Annotated in this window: 30 protein-coding genes; 20 read left to right on the top strand and 10 right to left on the bottom strand. The window is 68.2% G+C overall.

Annotated elements, in window-relative coordinates; all coding sequences use genetic code 11:
* Window positions 1–12 precede the first annotated feature (12 nt).
* From ACYQ5L_RS23475 to ACYQ5L_RS23445, 7 genes are all read right to left on the bottom strand, one after another.
* Complete coding sequence (locus ACYQ5L_RS23475) at window positions 13–261, bottom strand: hypothetical protein (RefSeq protein ID WP_379194530.1); 249 nt, start codon at window positions 259–261, stop codon at window positions 13–15.
* Between the two features lie 256 nt (window positions 262–517).
* Entirely contained in the window at window positions 518–844 is a 327-nt protein-coding gene (locus tag ACYQ5L_RS23470; protein ID WP_459960203.1) for a hypothetical protein, read from the bottom strand.
* Window positions 845–853: 9 nt separating this feature from the next.
* Window positions 854–1,270 carry a hypothetical protein gene (locus ACYQ5L_RS23465; RefSeq protein ID WP_459960201.1) on the bottom strand — a complete coding sequence of 139 codons (417 nt, stop codon included), beginning with the start codon at window positions 1,268–1,270 and terminating at the stop codon, window positions 854–856.
* A gap of 24 nt (window positions 1,271–1,294) precedes the next feature.
* A complete protein-coding gene (locus ACYQ5L_RS23460) occupies window positions 1,295–1,678 on the bottom strand; it encodes a hypothetical protein (protein WP_459960199.1) in 384 nt (127 codons plus the stop codon).
* A gap of 82 nt (window positions 1,679–1,760) precedes the next feature.
* Window positions 1,761–2,504 carry a metallophosphoesterase family protein gene (locus tag ACYQ5L_RS23455; RefSeq protein ID WP_459960198.1) on the bottom strand — a complete coding sequence of 248 codons (744 nt, stop codon included), beginning with the start codon at window positions 2,502–2,504 and terminating at the stop codon, window positions 1,761–1,763.
* 24 nt (window positions 2,505–2,528) lie between these two features.
* Window positions 2,529–3,368: a nucleotidyltransferase family protein gene (locus ACYQ5L_RS23450; RefSeq protein ID WP_459960196.1), complete on the bottom strand. Its 840-nt coding sequence runs from the start codon at window positions 3,366–3,368 to the stop codon at window positions 2,529–2,531.
* Window positions 3,369–3,396: 28 nt separating this feature from the next.
* Window positions 3,397–4,914 (bottom strand): FAD-dependent oxidoreductase, encoded by a 1,518-nt coding sequence (locus tag ACYQ5L_RS23445; protein ID WP_459960195.1) that lies wholly within the window; start codon window positions 4,912–4,914, stop codon window positions 3,397–3,399.
* A gap of 71 nt (window positions 4,915–4,985) precedes the next feature.
* Between ACYQ5L_RS23445 and ACYQ5L_RS23440 the strand changes: the two genes are divergently transcribed.
* The 9 genes from ACYQ5L_RS23440 (at window position 4,986) to ACYQ5L_RS23400 (ending at window position 12,608) form a co-directional block, all read left to right on the top strand.
* Entirely contained in the window at window positions 4,986–5,507 is a 522-nt protein-coding gene (locus ACYQ5L_RS23440) for a DUF6328 family protein (RefSeq protein WP_459960193.1), read from the top strand.
* Window positions 5,508–5,578: 71 nt separating this feature from the next.
* Window positions 5,579–5,848, top strand: a complete 270-nt coding sequence (mbp1, locus tag ACYQ5L_RS23435) for a microaggregate-binding protein 1 (RefSeq protein ID WP_459960191.1) — start codon at window positions 5,579–5,581, stop codon at window positions 5,846–5,848.
* 73 nt (window positions 5,849–5,921) lie between these two features.
* The gene (locus tag ACYQ5L_RS23430) at window positions 5,922–6,491 is read left to right on the top strand and encodes a hemerythrin domain-containing protein (RefSeq protein WP_459960189.1); all 570 of its coding nucleotides are present in this window, start codon (window positions 5,922–5,924) and stop codon (window positions 6,489–6,491) included.
* A 15-nt stretch (window positions 6,492–6,506) separates the two neighbouring features.
* Window positions 6,507–8,864, top strand: a complete 2,358-nt coding sequence (locus tag ACYQ5L_RS23425) for a phosphoketolase family protein (RefSeq protein WP_459960187.1) — start codon at window positions 6,507–6,509, stop codon at window positions 8,862–8,864.
* A gap of 129 nt (window positions 8,865–8,993) precedes the next feature.
* Window positions 8,994–9,818 carry a thioesterase family protein gene (locus ACYQ5L_RS23420; RefSeq protein ID WP_459963517.1) on the top strand — a complete coding sequence of 275 codons (825 nt, stop codon included), beginning with the start codon at window positions 8,994–8,996 and terminating at the stop codon, window positions 9,816–9,818.
* Window positions 9,819–10,184: 366 nt separating this feature from the next.
* Window positions 10,185–10,478 (top strand): STAS domain-containing protein, encoded by a 294-nt coding sequence (locus ACYQ5L_RS23415; RefSeq protein ID WP_459960186.1) that lies wholly within the window; start codon window positions 10,185–10,187, stop codon window positions 10,476–10,478.
* A gap of 87 nt (window positions 10,479–10,565) precedes the next feature.
* A complete protein-coding gene (locus ACYQ5L_RS23410) occupies window positions 10,566–11,246 on the top strand; it encodes a PAS and ANTAR domain-containing protein (protein WP_459960184.1) in 681 nt (226 codons plus the stop codon).
* Between the two features lie 140 nt (window positions 11,247–11,386).
* On the top strand, window positions 11,387–11,818 hold the full coding sequence (locus ACYQ5L_RS23405; protein ID WP_459960183.1) for an ATP-binding protein: 432 nt from the start codon (window positions 11,387–11,389) through the stop codon (window positions 11,816–11,818).
* Window positions 11,808–12,608, top strand: coding sequence for an RNA polymerase sigma factor SigF (locus ACYQ5L_RS23400; RefSeq protein ID WP_379194508.1), 801 nt, complete (start codon window positions 11,808–11,810; stop codon window positions 12,606–12,608). The genes ACYQ5L_RS23405 and ACYQ5L_RS23400 overlap by 11 nt, the downstream gene beginning before the upstream one ends.
* A gap of 44 nt (window positions 12,609–12,652) precedes the next feature.
* Here ACYQ5L_RS23400 and ACYQ5L_RS23395 read toward each other — a convergent pair whose 3' ends face one another.
* Window positions 12,653–14,020 (bottom strand): ABC1 kinase family protein, encoded by a 1,368-nt coding sequence (locus ACYQ5L_RS23395; RefSeq protein ID WP_459963516.1) that lies wholly within the window; start codon window positions 14,018–14,020, stop codon window positions 12,653–12,655.
* 171 nt (window positions 14,021–14,191) lie between these two features.
* Here ACYQ5L_RS23395 and ACYQ5L_RS23390 point away from each other — a divergent pair, with 171 nt between their 5' ends.
* Window positions 14,192–15,742, top strand: a complete 1,551-nt coding sequence (locus tag ACYQ5L_RS23390) for an acyl-CoA carboxylase subunit beta (RefSeq protein ID WP_459960181.1) — start codon at window positions 14,192–14,194, stop codon at window positions 15,740–15,742.
* A gap of 83 nt (window positions 15,743–15,825) precedes the next feature.
* Here ACYQ5L_RS23390 and ACYQ5L_RS23385 read toward each other — a convergent pair whose 3' ends face one another.
* Window positions 15,826–17,169: a lipase family protein gene (locus ACYQ5L_RS23385; RefSeq protein ID WP_459963515.1), complete on the bottom strand. Its 1,344-nt coding sequence runs from the start codon at window positions 17,167–17,169 to the stop codon at window positions 15,826–15,828.
* Between the two features lie 222 nt (window positions 17,170–17,391).
* Between ACYQ5L_RS23385 and ACYQ5L_RS23380 the strand changes: the two genes are divergently transcribed.
* The 4 genes from ACYQ5L_RS23380 (at window position 17,392) to ACYQ5L_RS23365 (ending at window position 19,933) form a co-directional block, all read left to right on the top strand.
* Window positions 17,392–18,471: a baeRF2 domain-containing protein gene (locus tag ACYQ5L_RS23380; RefSeq protein ID WP_459960179.1), complete on the top strand. Its 1,080-nt coding sequence runs from the start codon at window positions 17,392–17,394 to the stop codon at window positions 18,469–18,471.
* A gap of 18 nt (window positions 18,472–18,489) precedes the next feature.
* Window positions 18,490–18,843, top strand: coding sequence for a hypothetical protein (locus ACYQ5L_RS23375; RefSeq protein WP_459960178.1), 354 nt, complete (start codon window positions 18,490–18,492; stop codon window positions 18,841–18,843).
* Between the two features lie 81 nt (window positions 18,844–18,924).
* Entirely contained in the window at window positions 18,925–19,365 is a 441-nt protein-coding gene (locus ACYQ5L_RS23370; RefSeq protein WP_459960176.1) for a hypothetical protein, read from the top strand.
* Window positions 19,298–19,933 carry a hypothetical protein gene (locus ACYQ5L_RS23365; protein ID WP_459960174.1) on the top strand — a complete coding sequence of 212 codons (636 nt, stop codon included), beginning with the start codon at window positions 19,298–19,300 and terminating at the stop codon, window positions 19,931–19,933. Before ACYQ5L_RS23370 ends, ACYQ5L_RS23365 begins: the two co-directional genes overlap by 68 nt.
* Before the next feature lie 20 nt (window positions 19,934–19,953).
* Here ACYQ5L_RS23365 and ACYQ5L_RS23360 read toward each other — a convergent pair whose 3' ends face one another.
* Window positions 19,954–20,553, bottom strand: coding sequence for a TetR/AcrR family transcriptional regulator (locus ACYQ5L_RS23360; RefSeq protein WP_459960172.1), 600 nt, complete (start codon window positions 20,551–20,553; stop codon window positions 19,954–19,956).
* Between the two features lie 106 nt (window positions 20,554–20,659).
* Here ACYQ5L_RS23360 and ACYQ5L_RS23355 point away from each other — a divergent pair, with 106 nt between their 5' ends.
* From ACYQ5L_RS23355 to ACYQ5L_RS23330, 6 genes are all read left to right on the top strand, one after another.
* The gene (locus ACYQ5L_RS23355; protein ID WP_459960170.1) at window positions 20,660–21,883 is read left to right on the top strand and encodes an alkane 1-monooxygenase; all 1,224 of its coding nucleotides are present in this window, start codon (window positions 20,660–20,662) and stop codon (window positions 21,881–21,883) included.
* The gene (locus ACYQ5L_RS23350) at window positions 21,883–22,068 is read left to right on the top strand and encodes a rubredoxin (RefSeq protein ID WP_459960168.1); all 186 of its coding nucleotides are present in this window, start codon (window positions 21,883–21,885) and stop codon (window positions 22,066–22,068) included. The genes ACYQ5L_RS23355 and ACYQ5L_RS23350 overlap by 1 nt, the downstream gene beginning before the upstream one ends.
* On the top strand, window positions 22,065–22,250 hold the full coding sequence (locus ACYQ5L_RS23345) for a rubredoxin (protein ID WP_459960166.1): 186 nt from the start codon (window positions 22,065–22,067) through the stop codon (window positions 22,248–22,250). Before ACYQ5L_RS23350 ends, ACYQ5L_RS23345 begins: the two co-directional genes overlap by 4 nt.
* The gene (locus tag ACYQ5L_RS23340; protein WP_459960164.1) at window positions 22,247–23,503 is read left to right on the top strand and encodes an NAD(P)/FAD-dependent oxidoreductase; all 1,257 of its coding nucleotides are present in this window, start codon (window positions 22,247–22,249) and stop codon (window positions 23,501–23,503) included. Before ACYQ5L_RS23345 ends, ACYQ5L_RS23340 begins: the two co-directional genes overlap by 4 nt.
* A gap of 589 nt (window positions 23,504–24,092) precedes the next feature.
* On the top strand, window positions 24,093–24,938 hold the full coding sequence (locus ACYQ5L_RS23335; RefSeq protein ID WP_459960162.1) for an MlaE family ABC transporter permease: 846 nt from the start codon (window positions 24,093–24,095) through the stop codon (window positions 24,936–24,938).
* Window positions 24,938–25,807, top strand: coding sequence for an MlaE family ABC transporter permease (locus tag ACYQ5L_RS23330; protein ID WP_459960160.1), 870 nt, complete (start codon window positions 24,938–24,940; stop codon window positions 25,805–25,807). Before ACYQ5L_RS23335 ends, ACYQ5L_RS23330 begins: the two co-directional genes overlap by 1 nt.
* The last annotated feature ends 3 nt before the right edge of the window (window positions 25,808–25,810 follow it).

Here is a 25,810-nt window from a genome sequence, read left to right as displayed (position 1 = left end):
TCCGGCCGCTACCTATTGCCGGATGAAGCTGGAGGCGATTCGCCAGAACGCCTCCGGCTGCATGGTGTGCAGATCCCAGTCATTGACCATGGCGTGTGCGGTTGTGACGATTCTTTCGATATCGAAATCGTACCGAGTGGCCGCTCCAGTGGATTCGACCTGGCGGATCACGAAATCGGTTGCCGTCTCCCGCGAATAGGTTTGTACCGGCTGGTTTCTGTCGGCAAACCCGAGTCGGCTGAGATTGATTGGCTGGTTCATTCGAACGCCCCTGACGCCAGTCCGACGGCTAACCCTTGGCGAGGAATCGCCGATGATTCACCGCACGGCTCTCTGGTTGTCCCAATGGTGCCTTGCCCCCCGAGTCTATGACCGTGCTCCGCGCAGATGCAAGTGCATCTGCAACCTCGAATGCCCAGGTACAGCATGGTTTTCGGGATGCTGTGAGTTTGCGCGGAGGGGCTTCGAACGATGTTCGGCAGGGTCCCGCGAGGCCGCCGGACGAGGTTAGGGAATGCTATTTCGGAACGAAAATCCCGGTGAGATCCGCCTTCTTGATCGGCGTATCGCGATTGGCCTGCACTTCACACATGAGCGTGATCGCGGCGATCGCCGCGTCGACGGTGTCGGCGCTGGGCTCGGCGGTCGAGTCCTGCTCCTGTTCCAGGAATTTGCGGGCGGTTACGCGCTGCTTTTCGGAGTCCTGTGCGACGAATTCACTGCACGGGGTGTCGCCACCCTTGTTGACGATTTTCTCGGCCTCGCCGCAGCCGGCGGTGAGGAACAGAGCGGTCGCCGCGGCGGCGCAGCCGGCCGCCGCGGCGCGGAAGAGGGGAGTACGCATCACGATCACCTAGAACCCGGCCAGGCCCTCGGCCAGAGAGCCGATTCGCAGCACCTGCAACGCTTCCTGACGCACGTCCGGGCATGCGGTGAGGGTCGCGGTGTCCACCACGGCCCGATCCTGCAGGATGGCGGCATTGATGCCGTTGTTGCGCAGCGCCCAGTTGTGCACGGTGCCGTTGAAGGCCACCTTGCCCAGCTGCGGTCCCTGCTCACTCCAGGTGGAGATCTCCGGGCGCATCATGTCGCACAGTTGTCGGGCGGCGTTCAGGGAGATCGTCGGCCCGCCCGGGGTCGTGATCACCGCCGTCCCGTCGGTGAGAGTCGTTCCAGGACTGGTCGGTTCGGTGCTGTTGGAGCACGCCGCGGCGGCGCCGAGTAGCCCGGCGGCGAGCAGAACGGGCACGGTAGTTCGGCGAGTACTCATGATTCTTCCTCCGGGGGCAGTACGTCATCGGCCATCGGCCTCGGACGCCCGCTTGCGCTCGGTGTCGGCTGTTCGCTCACGCTCGGTGTCGGCTGTTCGCTCACGCTCGGTGGCGACCCGCCGGTGCTCGGCGACCATCAGCGAGATGCCGAGGCCGAGCAGCGCCGTACTGGCCAGAGTGCCCAGGCCGGCCCAGCCCGCGAAGCCGTAGCCGGCCGCGGTCAGCGTCAGGGCGATGGCCACGATGCCGGCGGCGGACAGCAGCAGTCCCGGCCAATTGCGGGAATCCTCGATGGTCTCGCCGGCGTGCGGCCGGGTGGTTCGGGTGTAATCGGGTTGGTAATCGCGGGACCGATCGCGATGCGGAAAGCCGAGCATGCCGGATGAATTCTGTGGCACGGCAGGCATCATCGCTTGTCCTTTCCTGTCTCGCAGCGCTCCCATTCGAGGGAGCCGATAACAGTCGAATACCCGGACCGGAACACGCCAATCAAGAATCGGGATGCAGCTCGTAAACCGCGAAGGCCGAACGTATTACCGGTTGTGCCACATTTCGCACCCGAATACCGCCGGGTGTGGTGCCGCGTTCCTCGCCGTGGTGGGCGTGGCCGTGCACGGCGAGATCGACCGCGCAGCCGTCGATGGCCTCGCCGAGCAGGTAGGAGCCCAGGAAGGGGTAGATCTCGCGGGGCTCGCCGTGCAGGGTGTCGCTGACGGGGGAGTAATGGGTGAGCGCGACCGTCACATCCGAGAGCAGGCCCGCCAGGGCGTCGTACAGCGACGTCGCCAGGTCCACCGTGTGCGAGGCGAATTCGCGCATCTGGCGTTCGCCGAAAACGCTCGCGCATTTGCCGGCGAAACCGCCGCCGAAACCCTTGGTGCCGGCGACGCCGAGGGTCAGCCCATTGACGGCGATGGTGGTGGCGGAGCCCTCCAGCACGGTGATGCCGTGCTCGGTGAGCACCGCCGATATTTTGTCGGCGGCATCGCTGTGATGATCGTGATTGCCCAATACGGCGATTACCGGCACGCCCACGTCGCTGAATTCCGCGGCCACCACCCGTGCTTCGTCGAGGGTGCCGTGCCGGGTGAGGTCCCCGGCCAGCAGCAGCACATCGGCGCAGCCGGGCAGCTCCGCCAGCGCGGGCCGCAGCGATCCGGCGGCGTCGGCCCCCAGGTGCACATCGCCGACAGCGGCTATCCGGACTCTCCGGTCGGTATCTTTAGTTGCCACAGGGCTTTCCACGTCCATGCGGCCTCAGCTCAATTCCTCACGATTGCCCGGCGCGGCGGGCGCCACCACCCGGACATCGTTGTGCACCCGCAGTTTCGGGGCGTGCTCGCGCACCATGGCCGCCAGCTGATCGCGCCGCGCGGCGCTGGCGACCTCGCCGCTGAGCACCACCACATCGCCGCGAATCGTCACCTGCACACCGAGCTCGGCGGTGCGCGGGTCCTCGGCGAAGGCCCGGCGCAGATTGGCCACCAGATACTGCGGCAGGATCTCCTCGGTTCGTTCGGCGGGATCGCGTTTCATATCCTCGCTCCTGTCCTCGCTGATGCCCAGATCGTCGAGCAGGCCCAGAAAGGCCCGCGCGTACGGCGACATCTCGGTCTCGGTGCGCACCTGCGCCCAGTCCACCTGCTCGCGCAGTCCGCGCGCGATGTCGAGCAGCCGGGTGAAGTCCAGGCGGTGCGGGTCGAGCACCATCAGCTTGTCCACCATGAGGTCGGTGCCGCTGATGACCGGCGCCGCGGTGGGCCCGATGCGCAGCCAGCCGGCGCGGGCGAGCATATCGTCGGTGACGGCGCGGTAGTTGGGCCGGAAGATCAGGTCCACCAGGGTGTCGCCGTCGTAGACCTTGGTCAGCCAGTCCTCGGCCGGATCCACCGGCCGCAGGCCCGCCTGCGCCAGCACGGCGCGGGCGCGCTGCGCGTCGGCGGGTTTGATGAAGATGTCCACATCGTGGTCGGAGGCCGGGCCGCCGCGCGCGTAGACCGCGCAGCCGCCGCCGACCGCGAAGGGAATCTCATTGTCCAGCAGGGTGTTCACGACGCGGGTCAGCGTGTCCAGCAGGCGGTCGATGGTGCGGACCATGCTGGAGGCGTACCCGTGATCGGATGGCCTAACCGCGTTCATCGGCCGTGCCGCTGCCCGGTTCGGCCCGCAGCGAGCGCGTGGCCGGGCCCTCCAGCAGGGTGCCGTCGTAGCCGAAGCGGGAACCGTGCAGCGGGCAGTCCCAGGACTGCTCGGCGCGGTTCCACCGCAGGACGCCGCCCAGATGCGGGCAGACCGCCGAGACCGCGCGGGTGCGGCCGCCGACCGTGCACACCGCCGTCGGCTCCAGGCCGTGCCGTTCCACGCGGCCCTCGCCCTCGGCGGGCGCACCGGGGCCGCGGAAGGCGTCGCGCACGGCGAAGCCCAGCCATCCGGCCGACATGTGCAGTGCCACCGGGCCATTGGTGCGCAGGAAGGCCGTGGGGGAGCCGAGCTCGCGGGCGTTCCAGGTGGCGAAGACCGGCGCCCAGTCCGGTTGCTTGCCGATGATCGCGCCGACGAGGACATGGGCCGCGGCGACCGCATTGGTCAGGCCCCACTTGGCGTAGCCGGTGGCGACGAAGACATTGTGCTGCCACGGCAGCAGCGGTCCCGCGTACGGCAGCTCGCCCACCGGGTAGTAGTCCTGCGCGGACCATTGGAACAGCGGTTGCGCGCCCGGGAAGGTGCGCTGGGTCCAGGCCACCAGGTCCTCGGCGTGCTGCCCGGCGTGATCGCGGCCGACCTCGTGGCCGTAACCGCCGACCAGCAGCAGATCCCCGCGCGGCGAGGGCACGTACCGCAGCGAGCGGGTCGGCTCGTCGGCGCTGATGAGCATTTCGCGCGGGAACGGCCCGGGGACCTCGAACACCGCGGCGTAGGAGCGCTGCGCGGTGAGCCGGGCGAAGAAGCCGCCGCGGTCCAGCACGGGGGTGCCGGTCGCGAGAATCACGGTGCGCGCGTGGAGATCTCCGTGCGAGGTCAGCAGGATCCGGTCCGCGCCCGACTGCCGCATCCCGCGCACCCGGGTGCCCTCGAAGATCGGCACCCCGCGCGCGTCCAGATCGCGCGCCAGCGCCGCCACCAGCTCGATGGCGTGCACCTGCGCCTGATCATCGAGCCGGACCGCGCCGAATTGCGGGAACGGGACCGCCAGATCGTCGACGAAGCGGGTGGGCAGCCCGGCCGCCCGGGTGGCATCGAGCTCGGCCCGCAGCGTCGGCACCGCCGCTTCGCTCTGTGCGAAGGTCAGCGCCGGTGCGCGCTGGACGCCGACATCGTGCTCGGCGCAGTAGCGCAGCAGCCACTGCTGGCCGTCGAGATTGGCCCGCACGTAGTCGCGCAGCACCGGCTCGGAATGCCGCCGCAGGATGTGCGAGGCGCGGGTGCCCTGCAACAGGCTGACCTTGCCGGTGGTGTTGCCGGTGGTGACCGAGCCCAGGCGGACGGCCTCCACCACCGCCACCTGGGCGCCCTGTTCGGCCAGCAGCAGCGCGGTCACCAGACCGGTGAGCCCGCCGCCGACCACCACGGTGTCGAAGCGCAGGCCCGGTTGCGCCGGCGGCCGGGCGGGCGGATGGAAATCGTGCATCCAGAATGACGTCATACGGTCCGGATTGCCTGGCATGGCCGGGTGAAACACGGGTAAGGCCACCGTATGAAGGGAAGAGCCGCCGTATGAACCCGAAGACAGGCGAGCTGCCCGGCGCACCCGGTGGCTCGCACGCCCGGAACGAAACCGAGGCCGAACGCCTGGACCGCAATTGGGCCAGCCTGATTCAGGAAACCCGGGTGGTACAGACCGGAGTGCAGTTGCTCACCGGTTTCCTGTTGATCCTGCCGTTCCAGCCGCGTTTCGAGACATTGTCCGATGCGCTGCGGGTGCTGTATCTGGTGACGGTCGCGGCCTGTATCGGCGCGACCGTATTCCTGGTGGGCCCGGTATCGGCGCATCGAATTCTGTTCCGCCGGCATCGTCTCGATGATGTGGTGCTCGCCGCGCACCGGTTCGCCATTGCGGGCCTGACGCTGCTCGGGGTCGCGCTCATCTGCGTGGCGGTGCTGATTTTCCACGTGGTCGCCGGCGCCACGGCGGGTGTGATCGCGGGGGTCTGCTTCGCGGTGCTGTTCGTGCTCGTCTGGGTCGCGCACCCGTGGAAGCAACGTACCGAAACGTCGGATTCCCTAGGGCCACAATGAGATTCGGACCACGCGTGTTTCAGGGAGGTGCTGCCGGGTATCGCCGGACTGTCAGGCAAAACACCGACACCATGGAGGTGAATCTCTTGTCCGAGCGCGAGAAGAGCGGTTTCCGCGAGGGCTTCGAAGGCACAGTGGAAGGCGCCAAGGGCAAGGCCAAGGAAGCCGCCGGCACTGTTTTCGGAAATGAGGATCTGCGCGACGAGGGTCGCGTGCAGCAGGATCGCGCCGAAAGCCAGCGCGATGCTGCCAAGCGAGAGGCTCAGGCCGAGAAGGAACGTGCCGAGGCGGCAACCCAGGAACAGCGCCAGAAGGCGTATCAGCGGGGTCAGGACGACTGACAACCCCTCGAGCAATGGATTGCCCGGCGAGACTCTCGCCGGGCAATCACCCCATGCGGGAGGAAGCAATTCCATGTCTACAGCACCAGAGCAGGACGTCGTCGAACTATTGATGGCGCAGCACAATCAGATTCGCTCGCTCATCGAGCAGGTGAACATTTCGCCCGGAGCGGCCAAACAAGAGCCGTTCGAGGATCTCGTCCGGCTGCTGGCGGTGCACGAGAGCGCCGAGGAGGAAGTGGTGCACCCGGCCTCGCGGCAGCTGTCTGTCGCCGATGCGGTCATCGACGCCCGGCTGCGGGAAGAGGAGCAGGCCAAGGCGGCGCTGGCCGAGCTCTACGACCTCGGCGCGGAGCACATCGATTTCGACCGCAAGTTCCGCGAGTTCGCCGAGCAGGTGATCGAGCACGCCGAGATGGAGGAGAAGGAGGAGTTCGGCATGCTGCTGCAGCACGCCTCACCGGCCGAGCGCACCAGTCTCGCCACGGCGGTGCGCATCGCCGAGTCGGTGGCCCCGACCCGCCCGCATCCCGGGACCGGTGAATCCGCCCTGGCGAATGTGGTGGCGGGACCGCCGCTGGCCCTGTTCGACCGCGTCCGCGATGCCATCCGCGACTGGCGGCGGCAGAGCGCCGACGGCTGAGACCCGGAGCCGGCCATGACCTCCGCCCTCGCCTTCGAACGCGGCGCCGCACCGGGATTGGGCGCGCTGGACGCCTGGTGGCGCGCCGCCAACTATCTGTCCGCGGGCCAGATCTATCTGCTGGACAACCCGCTGCTGACCGAACCGCTGCGGCCCGCGCACCTGAAGGCGCGGCTGCTCGGGCACTGGGGGACGGTGCCCGGCATCACCCTCACCTACGCCCACCTCAATCGCGTGATCATGCGCGAAGGCACACCGGTGCTGCTGGTCTGCGGACCCGGGCACGGCGCCGCCGGTTTGAACGCGGCCGCCTGGCTGGAAGGCGCCTACAGCGAGTTTCACCCCGAGGTGAGCGCCGATCGGGCGGGCATGCGAGAGCTGTTCCGGCAGTTCTCCTTTCCCGGCGGCGTCCCCAGCCACGCCGCACCGTATCTGCCCGGCTCCATCCACGAGGGCGGCGAGCTGGGCTATGCGCTGGCGCACGCCACCGGCGCGGCGCTGGACAACCCGGAACTGGTGGTGGCGTGCCTGATCGGCGACGGTGAGGCGGAGACCGGTCCGCTGGCCGCCAGCTGGCACGCCCCGTCGTTCCTGGACCCGCGCACCGACGGCGCGGTGCTGCCGATCCTGCACCTGAACGGATACAAGATCGCCAATCCGACCCTGCTGTCCCGGATCCCGGTCGAGGATCTGATCGCCATGCTGACCGGATACGGGTGGGAGCCGCTGCTGGTATCCGGGTGCGAACCGTTCGAGGTGCACGAAAAGTACGCGGTCGCACTGGATCATGCCATGCGGCGGATCGCGGAGATCCGGGGCGAACAGCGGCGGCCGCGGCTGCCGATGATCATCCTGTCCACCCCCAAGGGCTGGACCGGGCCGCGGGCGGCCGACGGCGTACCCATCGAGAACACCTGGCGGTCGCATCAGGTGCCGTTGAGCGGAGTGCGGGAGAATGCGGAACACCGTGCGCTGCTGGAGAAATGGCTGCGGTCATACCGGCCGGAGGAGCTCTTCGACGACTCCGGCGCGCCCGTGCCGCGGGTGCGCGACCTGCATCCCGACGGCGAGCTGCGAATGAGCGCCAATCCGGTGGCCCATGGGCGCGACAGCGTCGATCTGCGCCTGCCGGATGTGCGCGGATATACGCTCTCGATCTCCGAACCCGCTGTGACGCACGAGGAATCGACTCGCGTTCTGGGTAAGTTCCTGCGTGACACGCTGGTGGCGAATCCGCAGGATCTACTCTTCTTCGCCCCCGACGAGCACACCTCCAACCGCCTGGATCCGATCCTGGAGGCGACCGGCCGCCGCTGGCAGGAGGTACGCCGGCCCGGTGACGACCGATTGTCCTGTGACGGACGGGTTTTCGAGGTGCTGTCCGAACATCTGTGCCAGGGCTGGCTGGAAGGCTATCTGCTCACCGGCCGGCACGGCGTGTTCTCCAGCTACGAGGCGTTCGCCCACATTGTCGACTCCATGGTGGTGCAGCACGCCAAATGGCTCGTCGGCGCCGCCGAATACCCCTGGCGGGCAACCATTCCCAGCCTCAACTACCTCATCACATCGCATGTGTGGCGGCAGGATCACAATGGGGCCTCGCACCAGGATCCCGGGTTCATCGATCACGTGCTGAGCAAGCGCCCCGAGGTGAGCCGGGTGTATCTGCCGCCGGACGCCAACTGCCTGCTGCACGTCTTCCGGCACTGCCTGGGCACGCGCGGGCGGGTCAATGCCGTGGTGGCGGGCAAGCAGTCCGCCCTGCAATACCTGGACGATCGCGCGGCCGCGGAACATTGCGCGCGCGGGCTCGGCGTCTGGGGCTGGGCGAGCAACGACACGCTCAGCGGCACCGACGCGGTGCTGGCCTGCGCGGGGGACGTGCCCACCCAGGAGGCCCTGGCCGCGGCCGCGCTGCTGCGCGAGCTCACCCCGGACCTGGCGGTGCGGGTGGTCAATGTGGTCGATCTGGCCCGCCTGGCCTCGCCCGACCGGCACCCGCACGGCCTGCCGGACCAGGACTACCGCGAAATCTTCACCGGCACCAAGCCGGTGATCTTCGCCTTCCACGGCTACCCCTGGCTGATCCATCAGCTCACCTACCGCCGGCCCGGGCACCAGCGCCTGCACGTCCGCGGGTTCCGCGACAAGGGCACCACCACGACGCCGTTCCAGATGTGCGCGCTCAACGGCATCGACCGGTACCAGTTGGCGATCGCCGTTCTGGAACACGTGCCGCGGGTCGCGGGACGGTTCGACCGGCTGCGCGACCGGCTGCTCGGCATGCTCGACGAGAACTCCGCGCACGCCGAGCGCACCGGCGTCGACCTGCCGATCGTCAGCGACTGGACCTGGGGGAAGGGGCAGCTGTAGCCCCGGGTGTGGGAAATGCCACCGTCCGCTCGCAAGACCCGATATTGATACCCGTTCTCGCGGTGTGTTAGGTCTGGGATCAGTGGATCGATCAACCTGGACCGAACGGAGCCGTGGACCGTGGCGGACATGCCGGCGTATTTCGATGTGGTGGACGGCGGTTTCGAGCCGACGGCGACCGCGGCCAGTCAGTGGTCGTCCGAGCAGGTGGTCGGGCCCGCGCTGTGCGGTCTGATGGCGCGGCAGCTCGAACTCGAGCACGCCACCGAGGGATTCGTGCCGGTGCGGCTGACCGTGGACATGTTCAGCGCGGCGCGCTTCCGGCATACCAGCACCCCGACCGTGCGGGTGCGCGACGGGAATCGGATCCGCGTCGCCGATGTGAGCGTCGTGCAGGGTGGGACGGTGGCCGCGCGCGCCTCGGCGGTGCTGCTGCGGCCCTCCGAACAGCCGCCGGGGCAGCTGTGGCGGCGCGATCGCGAACCGCAGCCGCCGTCGCCGGCGGTCGCGCCGCCCTGGACGGAATTGCGGCCGCCGCTCTTCGACAGCGACGGCAGCGCCGAGGGCTGGTCGCCGCGGCCGACCGATCATGACAACAGCAGCCGGAAACGCACCTGGCAGAACCCGATTCGCGTGGTGACGGGGGAGGAGCTGTCGCCGTTCGTGCGCGCCGCCCTGGTCGGCGAGGCGACCAGCATGATGACCAATTGGGGCGATGCCGGCATCGGATTCATCAATACCGATATGACCCTCGCCCTGGCGCGTATGCCCGAGGGTCCGGAGATCGGCGTGGAGGCCGACGGTCATCTGAGCGAACAAGGTATCGCGGTGGGCGTGGCCACGCTGTTCGACCGGCGCGGATCCTTCGCAACCGCCATGGTGACCTCGGTGTCCAATGCCGGGCGGCAGATCAGCAGCGCGCAATTGGACATCGCGGTCGCCGCGCGCTTCTGAACGAGCCGGTACGCCGGTTCGAAGACCAAGCGTCGCATCGTCTTACGTGGTGTTTGTGACAGATCTGCCGGTACGTGGAACAATGTGATCAGGTTGAGACTACAGCCGACCCGGTTAGCGCACGGTCCCGTCGCGACAGTGGGCGTGGAGCACGTGGTACTGCCGATTCTCACGGCGTTCGACCCTCAGCGGCGGCGGACTCCAGCGCAAAAGCCGGAAACTCCCTCTTCGAGAGGTTTAGTCATGTCCGCTATTGCCGTTCTACAGCGTGGCGTCGGCGCCGCCGCCTTTCACCTGAATGGATCCGAACCGAGTGACCGTGACCGGCACCCGCCGCCGGTCGGCAGCCGGGAGCCCACATGCTTCGTGGTGCGTGTGGAAGGTGAGCTGGACGCAGCCGTCCTACCGGAATTCTCCGCAGCGCTGGAGCGGGCGGTGGCAGCCAGTTTCCGGGCCGTGGTCGTCGACCTGCGCCTGACCCGCTTCCTGAGCATCGGCAGCGCTTCGGCGCTGGCCTCCGCCAAGGAGCTGGCAGCCCTGGCCGGGGTCGATCTGCGTGTGGTCGCCTGCCGCCGGGAAGTCGAACGAGTTCTCGAAGTGACGGGCCTGCGGCCGTTGTTCCAGTACTACTCGTCGGTTCAGGATGCGTTGGAGGCGTAGTCGCCGACAGAGGTCGGGTGGGGCCGGGTCGATCTCGGCCCCACCGATCCGCTGCTCGAAATCCTTTCGACAGCGGATAATCGTGAGGTGACGACAGGTGGAGAGCTCTCCTCGAGCGATGCCGACGCGCTGGAGCAGGTGATCGGAACCGGACGCCCGCAGAGTGTGGGCGCTTTCCGGTTCTGGTTCGCCGACAAGCGGTGGGAATGGTCCGACGAAGTGGCGGCCATGCACGGCTACGCACCCGGAACAGTGCACCCCACCACGGAACTGCTTCTCGAGCACAAGCATCCCGAGGACCGCGCCCAGGTGGCCACCTCCCTTGCACGGGCCGTGGAGAACGGCGAACCGTTCTCCAGCCGGCACCGCATCGTCGACACAGGCGGAGTGGTGCGCCACGTCATTGTGGTGGGTGACCACATGGTTGACGAGAAGAACAGAGTGGTCGGGACATCCGGCTACTACATCGATGTGACCGATACCCTCGCCGAGCACCGGCAGGAGACCCTCGACGATGCGTTACCCGAGCTGTACCGGGCACGCGCGGTGATCGAACAGGCCAAGGGCGCGCTCATGCTCGTCTACGGCATCAACTCCGAGCAGGCGTTCCGGGTGCTGACCTGGCGCTCGCAGGAGACCAATACCAAACTGCGGGTATTGGCGAGCCAGCTCGTCGCCGAGATCACCGCCATGGGCGGTGCGGCGGTGGAGCTGCGGACCCGGTTCGATCATCTGCTCCTGACGGTGCATCAGCGGCCGCAGCCGTAATAATCTGGTCCGACGCGTGTTTGGGCGTGATCGGCGGGGGTACCGCGACCAATGACATGCGAAATAGGAATGGATCGGACAATGGCCGGGCGTGGCGTATTCCGTCTCCGCGACTCGGCGACGGACTGGCGGAGTTGCGCATGACCGAGTGGATGTCCCGGGAGAAGACCGATACGAGCGCTATCGGTATTCGAATACCGGCTGATCTGGGCCAGTTGACCATGCTGCGCGCTCTGGCCGAAACAGTGGCCCTGATAGCCGATTTCGCGCTCGACGAGGTGACCGATGTGCGGGTGGCGCTGGACGAGGTGGCGACCGCCCTCATTGTCGGCGCCGTGCCCGGCAGTTGTCTGGACTGTGATTTCGACTTCGACGAACAGCGGATGCGCGTGCGTGTCACGGCTCTCGCCGCCGATGGTGAAACGCTGGACGAGGACGGATTCGGCTGGCACGTGCTGCAGACTCTCACCGAATCGCTGACCGCGCACACCGGCTCCTTCGATCCAGCATCCGGGGGATATCCCACGGTGGTCGAATTCAGCCGGACACGGGGTGAAAGCGATGACGGATGAGCGCAAGCCCCGGCGTTCGCGCAGTCGAGGCGACAGTTACGACAATATAGAACCGCTGTTCAAGGAATTGGCCGAGCTCGATCCGGCCGATCCGCGGCGCGAGGCCCTGCGCGAACGTCTCATCGGCCGCTGCATGCCGCTGGCCGACCATATCGCCCGGCGCTTCTCCGGCCGCGGCGAAAGTTTCGAGGATCTGCTGCAGGTCGCCGATATCGGCCTGGTGCAAGCCGTCGACCGCTTCGACGTGACCCGCGGCTCCTCCTTTCTCTCCTTCGCGGTCCCCACCATCATGGGCGAGGTCCGCCGCCACTTCCGCGACAACACCTGGGCCGTGCGAGTTCCCCGGCGCACCAAGGAAATCCAACTCGGCATCGGCGCCACCATCGAACGCCTCGCGCAGCGCCTGGGCCGGCTACCCCGCGCCCGCGAGATCGCCGAGGAGATGGACGTCGACCTCGTCGAGGTGACCCAGGCCCTCATAGCCGGCAACGCCTACCAAATGGCCTCGCTGGACGCCGTGGCCGGCGACGACAGCGAGAACACCCCGCTCTCCCTCATGGAAGTTCTCGGCAGCGTGGAACCCCGCTACGATCGGGTCGACGAATTTCTCGCCGTCAAGCCCCTGATCGCGGACCTCCCCGACCGGGAAAAACACATCCTGGTCATGCGCTTCTTCGAATCCAAAACCCAAACCCAGATCGCCGAAGAACTGGGCATCTCCCAGATGCACGTCTCCCGCATCCTCGCCAAAACCCTGGCCTGGCTGCGTGAACAAGCACTGAAGGACTGATCCGGCCGTCCGGACGGAGGCCCGTGCGGACGGCTGGCCGTGGGCTAGTCGGCGGGGAGTTCGGCGCCGGTTTCGGTGAGTTTGGCGGCTACCTCGGTGGGGAAGATGTTGCGGAAGAGGTAGAGGTCCTTGCCGAGTTTCCAGCCGGGGGCCAGAGCGACGGCATAGCGCTCGAAGTAGCCGAGTTGTTTGCCCATGAGCATGAGTTGTTCGGGGCCGGAGGCGCCGCGGCGTTTGCCGAATTCCAGGAGGCGGGCGGCGACCACGCCGAGGTCGAGTTTGTCGAGGCTGCCGGAGAGGACCGGGCCCAGGGCCACGGCGAGCTGGCGGCCGATGGTGGCGTCGTCGCCATTGTCGTCGGAGACCAGGTCGAGCTTGCGCAGGGCGCGGGCGACGGGGCGGAAATCGCCGTCGATGGAGCTGGCGTAGAACAGCGAGCGGACGAACTCGCGCCACTCGGTTTCCATTCGGCCGACAATGCCGAAATCGAGCATGGCGACGCGGCCGTCGTCGAGCAGCCAGAGATTGCCGGCGTGCACGTCGCCGTGGAAGAGGCCGTGCACCGCAACGCTTTCCATCCACGCCTTGACCAGGCGGCGGATGAGCATCTCGGGTTCGGGATGCACGTCGCGGATATCGTCGAAGCGGTCCAGCGGCATGCCGCGCATGCGTTCCATGCACAGCACCCGGGGCGCGCAGTACTCCCAATACACCTCGGGGATGGCGACATTGGTGTTGTCACCGAAGGCGACCAGGTTCTGCCGGGCCCGCGACTGGTTGTCGGCCTCGATGAGGAAGTTGAGCTCGGCCACGGTCGCCTCGTACAGGTCGCGCACCACCGCCTGGGCATTGGCCACGCGCGCGTTCTCCGAGCGCTTCTCCAGCGCCCGCGCCAGCTTCATGGCCGAGCGCAGGTCCACGATCATGCGCCGCGCGATCTCGGGCCGCTGCACCTTCACCACCGCGGGCCGGCCGTCGGCCAGCACGCACGCGTGCACCTGCGCGATCGAGGCCGCCGACAGCGGTTCGTCGTCGAAGGAGCGGAACAGCTCGGAGATCGGCTTGCCGAGATCGGCCTCGACAATGGCGCGCGCGTCGGTCGCCGGGAACGGCGGCACGTCGTCGAGGCAGCGCAGGCAGGCATCGGCCAGTTCCTTGGGGAACGCCTTCGGCGACGAGGCGATCAGCTGCCCCAGCTTCACGAACATCGGGCCCAGCGTCTCGAAGCCGTCCACCACGCCCTCGGCCACGGCCCGCCGCCGTTTGGCCGGTCGCAGCCCGCCCCGCAGTACGCTGCGGGTGACCGATCCGCCCAGCACCGCACCCACGATCGCCGTTCTCCGCCACTCGGAGAAGCCGAATGTGTCCAAGTCCGGTCGGATCACCTCGGGCGACCCTGCGCGCACAGTCATCGGTGAGCTCACGGGCGGCAGTGTATCTCCGTCTGTGCCGGGCGTTCGACTGTGGTGGGCGGCACAGGTTACCGAGGCGTTCACTGGTTCGTTGTGGGCAGTGCACGGTAGCGTGCATGGTCGGGCCGCGATCCGGCACCAATTCGTAGGCGGAAAGGCAAGACCGAAGTAATGACGGGTACAGCGGAAAAGCTGGCGGAACTGCGCAAGCTCCTGGAAATCGCCGAGGAACCTGCTGGTGAGCGCGGCATCCAGAAACGCGCGGCGAAAGGCATCCCCAGCGCCCGGGAACGGGTGCACATGCTGCTGGACCCGAAGAGCTTCGTGGAGATGGGCTCGCTCATGCGCCAGCCCGGCGTGCCCAATGCCTTCTACGGCGACGGCGTGGTCACCGGCCGCGGCACCATCGACGGCCGCCCGGTCGTGGTGATCTCGCACGACCAGACCGTGTACGGCGGCTCGGTGTCGGAGATGTTCGGCCGCAAGGTGCGCGCGGTCATGGACTTCGCCTACAACAATGCCTGCCCGGTGGTGTGCATCAACGACTCCGGCGGCGCCCGCATTCAGGACGGCGTCGCCTCGCTGGCCTGGTACGCGCTCATGTGCAAGCTGCAGGAGGACCTGTCCGGCTACGTGCCCATGGTGGCCGTCATGCTCGGCAAGTGCGCGGCGGGCTCGGTGTACGGGCCCATCAATATGGATGTCCTGGTGGCGACCGAAGAGTCGTACATGTTCGTCACCGGTCCCGAGGTCATCAAGGCCGTCACCGGCTCCGAGGTCACCGCCGAGGAACTGGGCGGTGCGCGGGCGCTGGAGCAGAACGGCACCGTGCACCACGTCGCCAAGACCGAGCAGGACGCCTTCGACTGGGTCCGCAACTACCTGAGCTACCTGCCGACCAGCTGCCTGGAGCAGCCGCCGATCGTCAATCCGGGCCTGGAGCCCGAGCTCACCGAGTCCGATCGCCAGCTGGACAAGATCATTCCGGACTCGGACAAGGTCGGCTACGACATGCACGAGATCCTGCTGCGCATCTTCGACGACGGCGCCTTCCACGAGATCAGCGAGAAGACCGCGCAGAACCTCATCACCGGTTTCGCCCGGGTCGACGGCGCGCCGGTCGGCGTGATCGCCAATCAGCCGATGGCCCTGGGCGGCGCGCTGGACGCGGCCTGCTCGGACAAGGCGGCGCACTTCATCCGGCTGTGCGATGCGTTCCACGTGCCGCTGGTCTATGTCGTCGACACCCCGGGCGTGTTGCCCGGCGTGGACGAGGAGCGCAATCACGTCATCAAGCGCGGCGGCCGCATGTTCCGCGCGCTCATCGAGGCCACGGTGCCGGTGGTGACCGTGGTGACCCGCAAGGCGTTCGGCGGCGGCTATGCGGTCATGGGCTGCAAGCAGCTGGGCGCCGATGTCAGCCTGGCCTGGCCGACGGCGCGGCTGGCGGTCATGGGCGCGGAGTCGATGATCTCCATCGTGGGCCGCAAGCAGCTGGCCGCGGCGCCGCCGGAGCAGCGCGAGACGGTCAAGCAGCAGATGATCGACTTCTACAACGCGACCGTGGCGACGCCGTGGACGGCGGCCGAGCGCGGGTACATCGATGCGGTCATCGAGCCGTCGGCGACGCGCCTGGAGATCCGCAAGGCCCTGCGCCTGCTGCGCGACAAAGGCGCTGTGCGCAAGCCGAATCCGCGCAAGCACAACCTCTACCCGATGTGATCGAGCGGATCGCGGCCCTCGCGACGGCGGGGGCCGGGTCATTCGATGCCCCGCGCATTCGGTGCGTTATCGGTTGGGGGCCTTCAGCATTCGCTGATAGCGGGCACCCCGCGTAAGCGCTCGTCCAGCCACAGCACGGCCTCCGGAAAGCCGGTGAGCGCCGCGATCACGTGCTCGCCGAACACATCTCGGTACACCGCGTTCGCGCCCATCGCGCACTGCTCGCGATAGAAGTTCCGCGCCCCCTCGGCCGGTATCCAGAACTCCTGCGCGCCGTTGTAGATGAACAGCGGCACCGGCGATCTCTTCCCCTCCATGCGCGTGACCCGGAAGATGTCCTGTGCCAGTGCGCTGTGCAACGGGTTCGGGAAATCGGCGGCGAGATCGATGGGCACCATGAAGATGCCGGTGAGCGCGAAGACATCGATGCACTGATCCTTCATGATCAGGGCTATCCATTGCGCGAGCGCGTTCATCCGATCCAGGATCTCCGGCCGCTCCCGGCCGATGGCGAAGGTGGCGGCCAGGAACACCCCCGACGCGAGATTTCCGTTCATGCTCCCGGCCAGCAGCTCGAAATCGGCGGGCACGCCGCCCAGGGCGGCGCCCACCACCACATCGGCGAGTTCGGGCGCGTACTCCGGCATCAGCTTGACCGCGCCATGGGTGGCGATCGCCCCGCCGGAATAGCCGATCATGCCGAATCGACTGTCGCCGAACTCGTCGGGCAGGGCATTGCGCACCGCGCGGATGCTGTCGAGGACGGCGTGTCCGGCCACATACGGTTCCGCGTAGGCCATGCGCGGGCCTTCGTGATCGGTGATCAGCACCGCGTAGCCGCGCAGCATGGCCAGCTGGGTGGTGGGCGGAATGTAGTCGGTGATATCGCTGTCCTCGCCCCAGCCGCGCGCCAGGCTGTAGCTCGGATTGCAGTCGCGGCCGAGGCCGTTGATGGGCAGATTGTTCACCACCACCGGACGCGTTCCCGCGCCGGGCCACTCGCCGTGCGGGATCACCAGGGTGGCCACGGCGTAGGACGCCGCGTCATGGGAGTCGGTGGTGCGGAACTTCAGTTGCAGCACCTGCCGCGCGGGCACCAGCAGCACCTGCTCGGCGGCCGCGGTCACATCGCGGTAGGCGATGACGTTCCCGTTCGCGTAGTCCGCGAGCAGTTCCGGCCAGCCGTCGACGAAATCGTCGTCGATGGTCTTGGGCATGGTGGCGGCGCGCAGAGCAGCCAGTTCGAGGGACAGTCCACCGGCATCGACGAGCGGGGTCATCGGCGCGGCGGGCAGCGCGGGCGGGGGCAGGTGCGCTTCGATCCAGCGCTGCAGGCCGGACAGGTCGGAGATCTGCCCCGGGCCGGGCTGGGGCGGGTCGGCCTGCGCATGCCCGGCGAAGCAGCCGAATATCAAGGCGGCAAGCACAACTCGCAAGCAGAAGAGCACAATACCCCCACGGCTCGGTGTTCCGGGCATCCCCTCATCTCGGACCCGTCCGAGCCTAATGGGGCCTCGGGGCGCCGACACCGGAGACACTTCCGGTAGTGACCACATCGAGACCGGCTCACCCGGAGCCCAGGTGGGCGGCGGATTCCGGCGCCGCGCGAGGGTCTGATTGCCCCCGGGATGCGGGGGTAACCCATCTGTATGGTCCGAACGAGTCTCCGGGAACTGCTCAGTCGGACCGGACCGTTCGCCTCGGTCTACTTCGACAGTTCGCACGACACCGAGGACGCGGTCCGGCAAGTCGAACTGGGCTACCGATCCATTCGCCAGAAACTAGCCGACGCAGGCGCTTCCGAACAGGTCATCGGCGCCGTCGGCATTGCGGTCGCCGCCGGGCCCGCTGCGCCCGGGCGCTCCGGGCGCGCCCTCATCGCCGACTCCACCACCGTGGTGGTGGACGATGCGCTGCCCGCGCCGCCGCCCCGGGAGATCGTCCGGGTGTCGCCGCTGCCCTATGTGCTGCCGCTGCTCGAGCAGCGGCCGCCGCGCGTCCCCCATGTGCTGGTGACGGTCGACGACGCCGGCGCGCGCCTGCTCGCCACGACCTGCTACGGGGACCGCCTCGCCCGGGCCGTCGACGCAGCCGTCAGCCCGGTGCACCGCGTGCGCGGCGGCCCCAGAACCCATCGCCCGCGCCGCGACCGCGCCCGGAACCTGGTGCGCCACACCATCGAGAGCGTGTCCGAGGCGGTCTGCTCGCTCGCCGACCGGGTGGGGGCCACCCTGATCCTGCTGGCCGGTGATCCGGCCACCCGCTCGGCGCTGCGCGCGGTGCTGGACGACCGCTACACCGGCCGCCGCCGCTGCCGCTGCGTCGAAATCGACGGCTACCGTGACGAAGTCGAGGAACAGGCGCGCAAGATCGTCGCCGAGGCCGCCGAGATTCGTCGCAAGGCCGTGCTCGAGCGCTACGACGCCGAGCGCGCCCGCACCGGCGGCACCGCCACCGGCGGCCTCGCCGCCACCGCCACGGCGCTGCGCGCCACCGCCGTCGCCGACCTGCTGGTCGACGCTCGCGCGCTCGGCGATCGCGAGGTGTTCGCGGGCGACTCCCACACCGATATCGCCGCCACCGCGGCAGCACTCACCGGCCCCGCCCGGGTCCGGCGCGCCGACGAGGCGGTGCCGATGGCCGCGCTGGCGGGCGGCAGCGACATCGTTCCGGTCACCGGCCGGATCACGCTGCCCGAGGGCGTCGGCGCCCTCTTGCGGCTCCGCTGAATGACAGGAGGAAGTGGAATGGAACGAGGCAACACCAAACACGGCCCGGCCCGGGACGATCACCTGGCGCACGACCTGCGCGACCTGCTGCACGGCGGCCACACCGCCCACATCGAGGAATGGCGCAATCCGGAACCGCCCGCCGACGACGATCCGGCGCTGTTCGCCGACCCGCACCTGACCCGCCCGGTCCCGCCGCCGGAACCGGTCCCGCCCGAACCGCATCCGGACCCGGTCCCGCCCGCGCCGAATCCGGATCCCGTCCCGCCGGACCCGAATCCCCGCCCGTCCCCGGTCCCGCCCACCCCGACTCCGGATCCGGTCCCGCCCTATCCGCCGCCGACCGATCCGGAACCGCCGCAGGTGGGGTAGGGCGCTCGGTGGGAACTTGTCGGTGGGGTGGGGCAGAGTGCCTCGGCGACAAGTGATTTCGAATGGCGGGAGTAATCCGGGATGGAACGGGAGCAGTTCGCGGAGGCCGTGCTGGGGAGTCTGCGGGCGCGCGGGGTGACCGATGGGGAGTACGACGCGGCGGAGTTCGAGGTGCGGCACAGCGGCGGGGAGGTGATGTATCTGGGGAATGTGTTCCGGGAGCTGGCGGGGGTGTCGGTGGAGGAGATGCAGGAGCGGATCGATCATTTCGTCGCCGCGGTGACGAGTATCGATGAGCCGCCGCAGGATTGGGAGTCGGCGCGGCCGCTGCTGCGGGCCGTGCTGCGCCCGGTGACGCACGGGATGGGGACCTTCGGGCCGGGCGCGGAACGGTGTGCGCGACCGGCGTTTCCGTTCGTGGACGAGGCCGTCGTGGTGGATATCGTGGCTACTGGTGCCGGGGTGGCTGGCGAGCTACGGCGGCGGCGCGCACCGGCCGGTGGCGTTCATCCCGGACAATGACACCTTGCTGCTGGCGCCCGACGAGGCCGATGTGCTGGAGCAGGTCTTCGAGATGGTCGAGGAGCAGTACGGCGAAGCGGCGCGGCAGATTTCACCGCAGGGGTACACCATCGACGACTTCGGGAGGGTGGTGCCGCTGGATCAGCTCGGCGACCATCCGGCGCGGGCGCAGGCGCTGCGGGCGCGCAGCGGGCTGGCCGTCACCGAGTACTCGATCCAAACCCGTTTCCTGAACGAGGAATCCGAGGCGGGCCTGGAATCGATTCCGGGCCGGGCGCCCGCCTTCGCCGGGTCGGTGCTGTTCCAGCCGGCCGATTCCGGTCCGGTCACCGTGACGATCTGGGGCGAGGACGTGGAATATCTGCTGCCCCAGGCCGATTACGTGCATTTCGCGCGGATGGACTCCGAGGGCGAGGTCGACGTGGACTGCACCGTCCCGTTCGACGCGGTGGTCGAGATCCTCGGTCTGGTGCCGCTGCCCGGGTTGAACCCGCCGCGCTTCGAGGCGCGGCAGTGGCCGGAGGAGGCGGCGCTGGCGCGACTGCGCGAGCGCGCGATCGAACTCTGAATCCCGGGGGACCACGGCCGTCAGCGCGCGAAGACGGCCGCGATCACCAGTTCGATCTGAGCCACGGCCATATCGATGGGTCCGGTCGGCTGGAACAGATGGCTCAAGGCCAGGCGCACCAGAATCTCCGTGCGCGTGGCCAATTCGGCCTCGGAGAGGTCCGCGAGCCCGTACTGCGCCCGGATCGCCGCCGTCACCGCGGCGACGGCGGGGCCCAGGACGGGCTCGGGCTCGGTCATGAGGGCGGGCAGCAGCGTGGTGTCGGGCGCGGTCCGCCCCGCCAGCACGGCCTTGAGCAGGGTGTTGTCCGCGCCGGTGCGCAGCGTGTAATCGACCGCGGCGGTGAATCCGGCGTGCACGTCGTCCGGATGCGCGGCGAGGGCACCGGCCACGCCGACCAGAAAAGTATCGAGTTCGCGCCGGATGACGACCTCGGCGAGCACTTCCTTGGTGCCGATCTCCTTGTAGAGCACCGGCCGGCTCACGCCCACTTCCTTGGCCAGGCGCGACATGTTCACCGCACCCCAGCCCTCGGTGCAGACAATGCGGCGCGCGGTGTCGATCACTCGCTCGCGCAGGAGCTGGCGCATCTCGGTCTGGAAATTCGGCGCATCGACCACGGTCCGATGGTACATGAGCACGTCATCCGTCCCGTCATTGACAACTGAGCTTCATGTGTATCTACTGAATACACTTCTTTGAGAAGTGTAAACAAGGAGTTCGATCATGACGACGTCTCGACGCGACGAGCCGACCACCGCCGCGCTGCCGCAGTGGCGCGATCGCAAGCGCTACCTCTGGCTGTTCGGCCTGGTGCCCCCGACCGCGATATTCCTGGCCGCGGCCCTGGTGTGGGCGTTCAACCGCCTGGGCTGGCAGGGCGCCGCACCCGTGTGGTGGTGGATCGGCCCGCTGCTGGTCTATGTGCTGCTGCCGATCCTCGATCGCTTCTTCGGCCCCGACGGTCAGAACCCACCGGAGGAGATCATGGAGATGCTGGAGAACGACCGGTACTACCGCTACTGCGTGTACGCCTACATTCCGTTCCAGCTGCTGAGCGTGGTTTTCGCCTGCTACCTCTGGACGGCGGACGACCTGTCCTGGCTGGGCGTCGACGGCGGGCTGGGCCTGGTCTCCAGGATCGGATTGGCGCTGAGTATCGGCGTGCTGGGCGGGGTCGGCATCAATACCGCGCACGAACTCGGGCACAAGAAGGACGAACTGGAGCGCTGGCTGTCGAAAATCACGCTGGCGCAGACCTTCTACGGTCACTTCTATATCGAGCACAATCGCGGCCATCACGTGCGCGTGGCGACCCCGGAGGACCCGGCGAGTGCTCGCTTCGCCGAATCGTTCTGGACTTTCCTGCCCCGCAGCGTGTTCGGGAGCCTGCGCTCGGCGTGGGAGCTGGAGCGGGCGCGCCTGCAGCGAGTGGGCAAGCGCACGTGGAGTATTCACAATGACGTGCTCAACGCCTGGCTCATGTCGGTGGCGCTCTGGGGAGCGCTGACCGCGGTGTTCGGCCCGGCGGTGTTGCCCTACCTCGTCATTCAGGCCGTGTACGGGTTCACCCTGCTGGAGACGGTCAACTATCTCGAGCACTACGGGCTGCTGCGGCAGCGCACCGCGAGTGGCCGCTACGAACGCTGTACCCCGGCGCACAGCTGGAACTCCGATCACATCGTCACCAATATCTTCCTGTACCACCTGCAGCGCCACAGCGATCACCACGCCAACCCGACCCGGCGCTATCAGATCCTGCGCAGCATGGACGGCGCGCCGAACCTGCCCAGCGGTTACGCCAGCATGATCGGGCTGGCCTACTTTCCGCCGCTGTGGCGCAAGGTCATGGACCACCGGGTGCTCGATCACTACCGCGGCGATATCACCCGCGTGAACATCCAGCCGCGCAAGCGCGCTCGCGTGCTCGCGCAGTACGGGGCGCGGTGATGGCCGCCTACCGCTGCCCGGTCTGCGAGTACGTCTACGACGAAGCGGCCGGCGCGCCCCGCGAGGGCTTCCCGGCCGGCACGCCCTGGTCGGCGGTGCCGGACGACTGGTGCTGCCCGGACTGCGGCGTCCGGGAAAAGATCGACTTCGAATCCACCACCGCCAGAACGGATCACCCGCGATGAACACCGACTACAAACTGTTCCGCTGCCTGCAGTGCGGCTTCGAGTACGACGAGGCCGAGGGCTGGCCCGAGGACGGCATCGAGCCCGGCACCCGCTGGGCCGATATTCCCGAGGACTGGTCCTGCCCGGATTGCGGTGCGGCCAAATCGGACTTCGAGATGGTCGAGGTCAGCCGCGCGTGACCGGGCGCATCGTAATCGCGGGCGCCGGGGTCGCCGGCGCGACCGCGGCGAAAACCCTGCGCGGCGAAGGCTATTGCGGCGAGATCGTGTTGCTGGGCGCGGAAGCCTCCCTGCCGTACCGGCGCCCGATGGTCTCCAAGGAGCTGCTCGCCGGCACGGTGACCGAGCAGCGGGCACTGCTCGAACCCGCCGACTTCTGGCGGGCGCAGCAGATCGATGTGCGCACGGGCTCGGGCGTCGTGCGCATCGATCCGGATCGCCGCGCGGTCTGGCTCGCCGACGGCACCGAATTCGGTTATGACAGCCTGCTTCTCGCCACCGGTGCGCGTCCGCGCGCACTGCCGGGAATGGCCGGGCCGGCCGGGGTGACCGCGGGCGTCCATACCCTGCGTGAGCGCGCCGATATCGCCGCCATCCGCGCGGCGCTCGATGCGGACGGGTCCCTGCTGGTCGTCGGCGCCGGGCTCATCGGCTGTGAGGTCGCGGCCACCGCACGCGGGCTCGGCGCCCGCGTCACCGTCCTGCACGCCGGAGCCACGCCGCTGGACCGCGTGGCTCCCGCGGTCATCGGCGAATGCTATCGAGACCTGCACGGCGAGCACGGCGTCGAACTGCACACCGGAGTCTGTCTGAGTCGCCTGGAGCGCACCGCCGATGGGGTGGCCGCCGTGGCCGCGAATGGTCGCCGCTGGGTCGCCGGTGCGGTGCTGGTCGCCATCGGAGCGGTCCCGAATACCGAACTCGCCGCGGCGGCCGGACTCGATATCGCCGACGGCATCCTCGTCGACGAGCGGTATCGCACATCGGCTCCGGGAGTCTTCGCGGCGGGCGATGCGGCGGCGCGCTTCGATCCGGAATCGGGCGTGCATCGGCGCGAGGAACAGTGGAACAGCGCCCGGTCCCAGGGCGCGGCCGCGGCGCGATCCATGCTCGGCATCGCGTCCGGCGAGGCGGACGTCCCATGGGGCTGGTCCACACAATATGGTCTCAACCTGCAGTTCGCCGGGCGAATCGCGCCGGATGACGAACTCGTCGTGCGCGGTTCGCCGGGCAGTCGCAGCCTCACGGTCCTCGCGCTGCGCGAGGGCAGGCCGACCGGTGCGGTGGCCCTCGGCCGTCCCGCCGATATTCGTGCGGCGCAAGCACTCATTGCCCGCCGGATTCCGCTGGATCCGGCTTCCGGCGCCGACGAATCGATCCCGATTGCCCGTCTTGCCGACTTCGCCGGACAGCGCGGGCCGGGTGGCGCATGATGTCGCCATGGTGTGGAACCGCCGCGGTGTGAGCGGACACGTTTGCACGCGCGGAGCTGTCTCAGATGTGCCGCGCATTGTCGCCCGAGGGCGTCCGGATCCGGACATGGACCTTGACTGCGGCATGATCGCGGGCGGACGGGCCCGGCGGTGGCGGGCGGGCTGCTGGGACGCCGGTTACGCTGTGGCCGAAGGTCGTTGTGCTGGCCAGCAAGGCCCTGCGCGACGGCCCGCACCGCAGATCGCGCGACGGGGGAGGGTTGCTGTGACGGTACTGCCAGAACCGGCCGGGGCTGCTGTGCAGTCGAAAACCATGAACTGTCTGGGCCGATCTGTGATCGGCGGCAGCCCAGCGAATTTCGCGCAACAGTGAAATGCAGGTAAATCAGTCGAGAACGCTCTCCTTCATTACTCATTTGCCAATGGATTGCTAATCTTGTTCAAGAGATGGGCATTTCGCGGAAGTCGCGCATTCTTCACGTAAAACCCCTGGTAGGTCAAGCCTTTCACGCGACCGAGTGAAGACTGACACGTCAGTCGGAAAACTGTATTACTGTGACCCAGTCGGCATTCAGCCAACAGTGGGGCAGTGGGGTGGTACGCATTGGTCGACAAGGCCATTCGGGGGCCGGAGCCGTTGATTCGGCAGGCAATCGAGTTCGTTCTCTCGGGGTTGCGCACATTCGGGCGAACCCTGCAACTGGGGGTGGCGGCCTTTCGCTACCTGTTCACAGACCTGATCGGTCTCAAACATCCGTGGCGGGACACGCTGCAGCAAGGCTGGTTCATCGTCTCGGTGACGGCGATTCCCGCTGTGCTGGTGGCGGTTCCGTTCGGCGTCATCGTCGCGGTGCAGGTCGGCAGCCTGACCCAGCAGGTGGGCGCCTCCTCGGTCTCCGGCGCGGCCGGCGGCCTCGGCGTGATCCGGCAGGGCGCGCCCATGGTGACGGCCCTGTTGCTGGGCGGTGCGGCCGGTTCGGCCATCGCCTCGGATCTGGGCGCCAGAACCATTCGCGATGAAGTGGACGCTTTGCGCACCATGGGCATCGACCCGGTGCGCCGGCTGGTCGCGCCGCGGCTGGCGGCCATGATCACGCTCACGCCGCTGCTGTGCATGCTGATCATCTTCATGGGCGTGTTCACCGGCTACGTGATCGCCGTCGGCTTCCAGGGCGTCACGCCCGGCAGCTACCTGTCGGCCTTCGCGGCCTTCGCCAAGATGAGCGATCTGGCGGTGGCCATCGTGAAATCCATCATCTTCGGGGTGATCGTGCTGATCGTCGCCTGCCAGCGGGGACTGGAGGCGACGCACGGCCCGAAGGGCGTGGCCAATGCCGTGAACGCGGCGGTGGTCATCGGCGTGATCGCCGCCTTCGGCGTGAATCTGGTGATCACCCAGCTGGTTTCGATGTTCCTCCCGACGCAGGTGGGCTGATGACACAAGTACCCGCCCGCTATCAGCCGCTCGGCGTCGCCGGGCGCATGGCCGAGCGCGGCGCGCAGGCGCCGCTGTCGGTCTTCGAATCCCTCGGCCACCAAGCGACTTTCGTCTACGAGGTACTGGCCGCGGTCCCGCACACGCTGCGGTACTACCGGCGCCAGACCATGCTGATCCTCTCCGACATCACCTGGGGCTCCGGCGCCATCATCGTCGGCGGCGGCACCGTGGCGGTGCTCGCCTTCCTCGGCATCGCCGTCGGCGGATCCATTGGCGTGGAAGGCTTCACGGCGCTCAATATGGTCGGCATGGGCCCGCTCACCGGGTTCGTCTCCGCCTACGCCAATACCCGGGAGATGGCGCCCATGGTGGCCGCCATCGGCTTCGCCGCCCAGGCCGGCTGCCGCATGACCGCCGAGATCGGAGCCATGCGCATCTCCGAGGAGATCGACGCCCTGGAGGCGATCGGCATCCGGCCCATGCCGTTCGTGGTGACCACCCGCGTGATCGCGGGCGTCATCACCATCGTCCCGTTGCACCTGCTCACGCTCATCCTGTCGTACCTGTCGTGCGCGACCGTGGTGAATGTGCTGCACGGGCAGTCGTCGGGCACCTACTACCACTATTTCGACGCCTTCCTGCAACCCGGCGATGTGCTCGCCTCACTGCTCAAGGCGACGATCTTCGTGGTCGCCATCATTCTCATCCACGGCTACCAGGGCTTCTACGCCTCCGGCGGGCCGGAGGGCGTGGGCCGCGCCTCGGGCCGGGCCATTCGCGCCAGCCTGGTGCTGGTGGTGATCCTGGACATGATCCTGACGATCGTGATCTGGGGCCTGGATGTCGGCATCAGGATTTCGGGGTAGATC

The sequence above is a fragment of the Nocardia sp. IFM 10818 genome, from assembly GCF_054655275.1.
The sequence above is the reverse complement of the archived record's forward strand: the minus strand, read 5'-3'. Positions and strand labels throughout refer to the sequence as shown.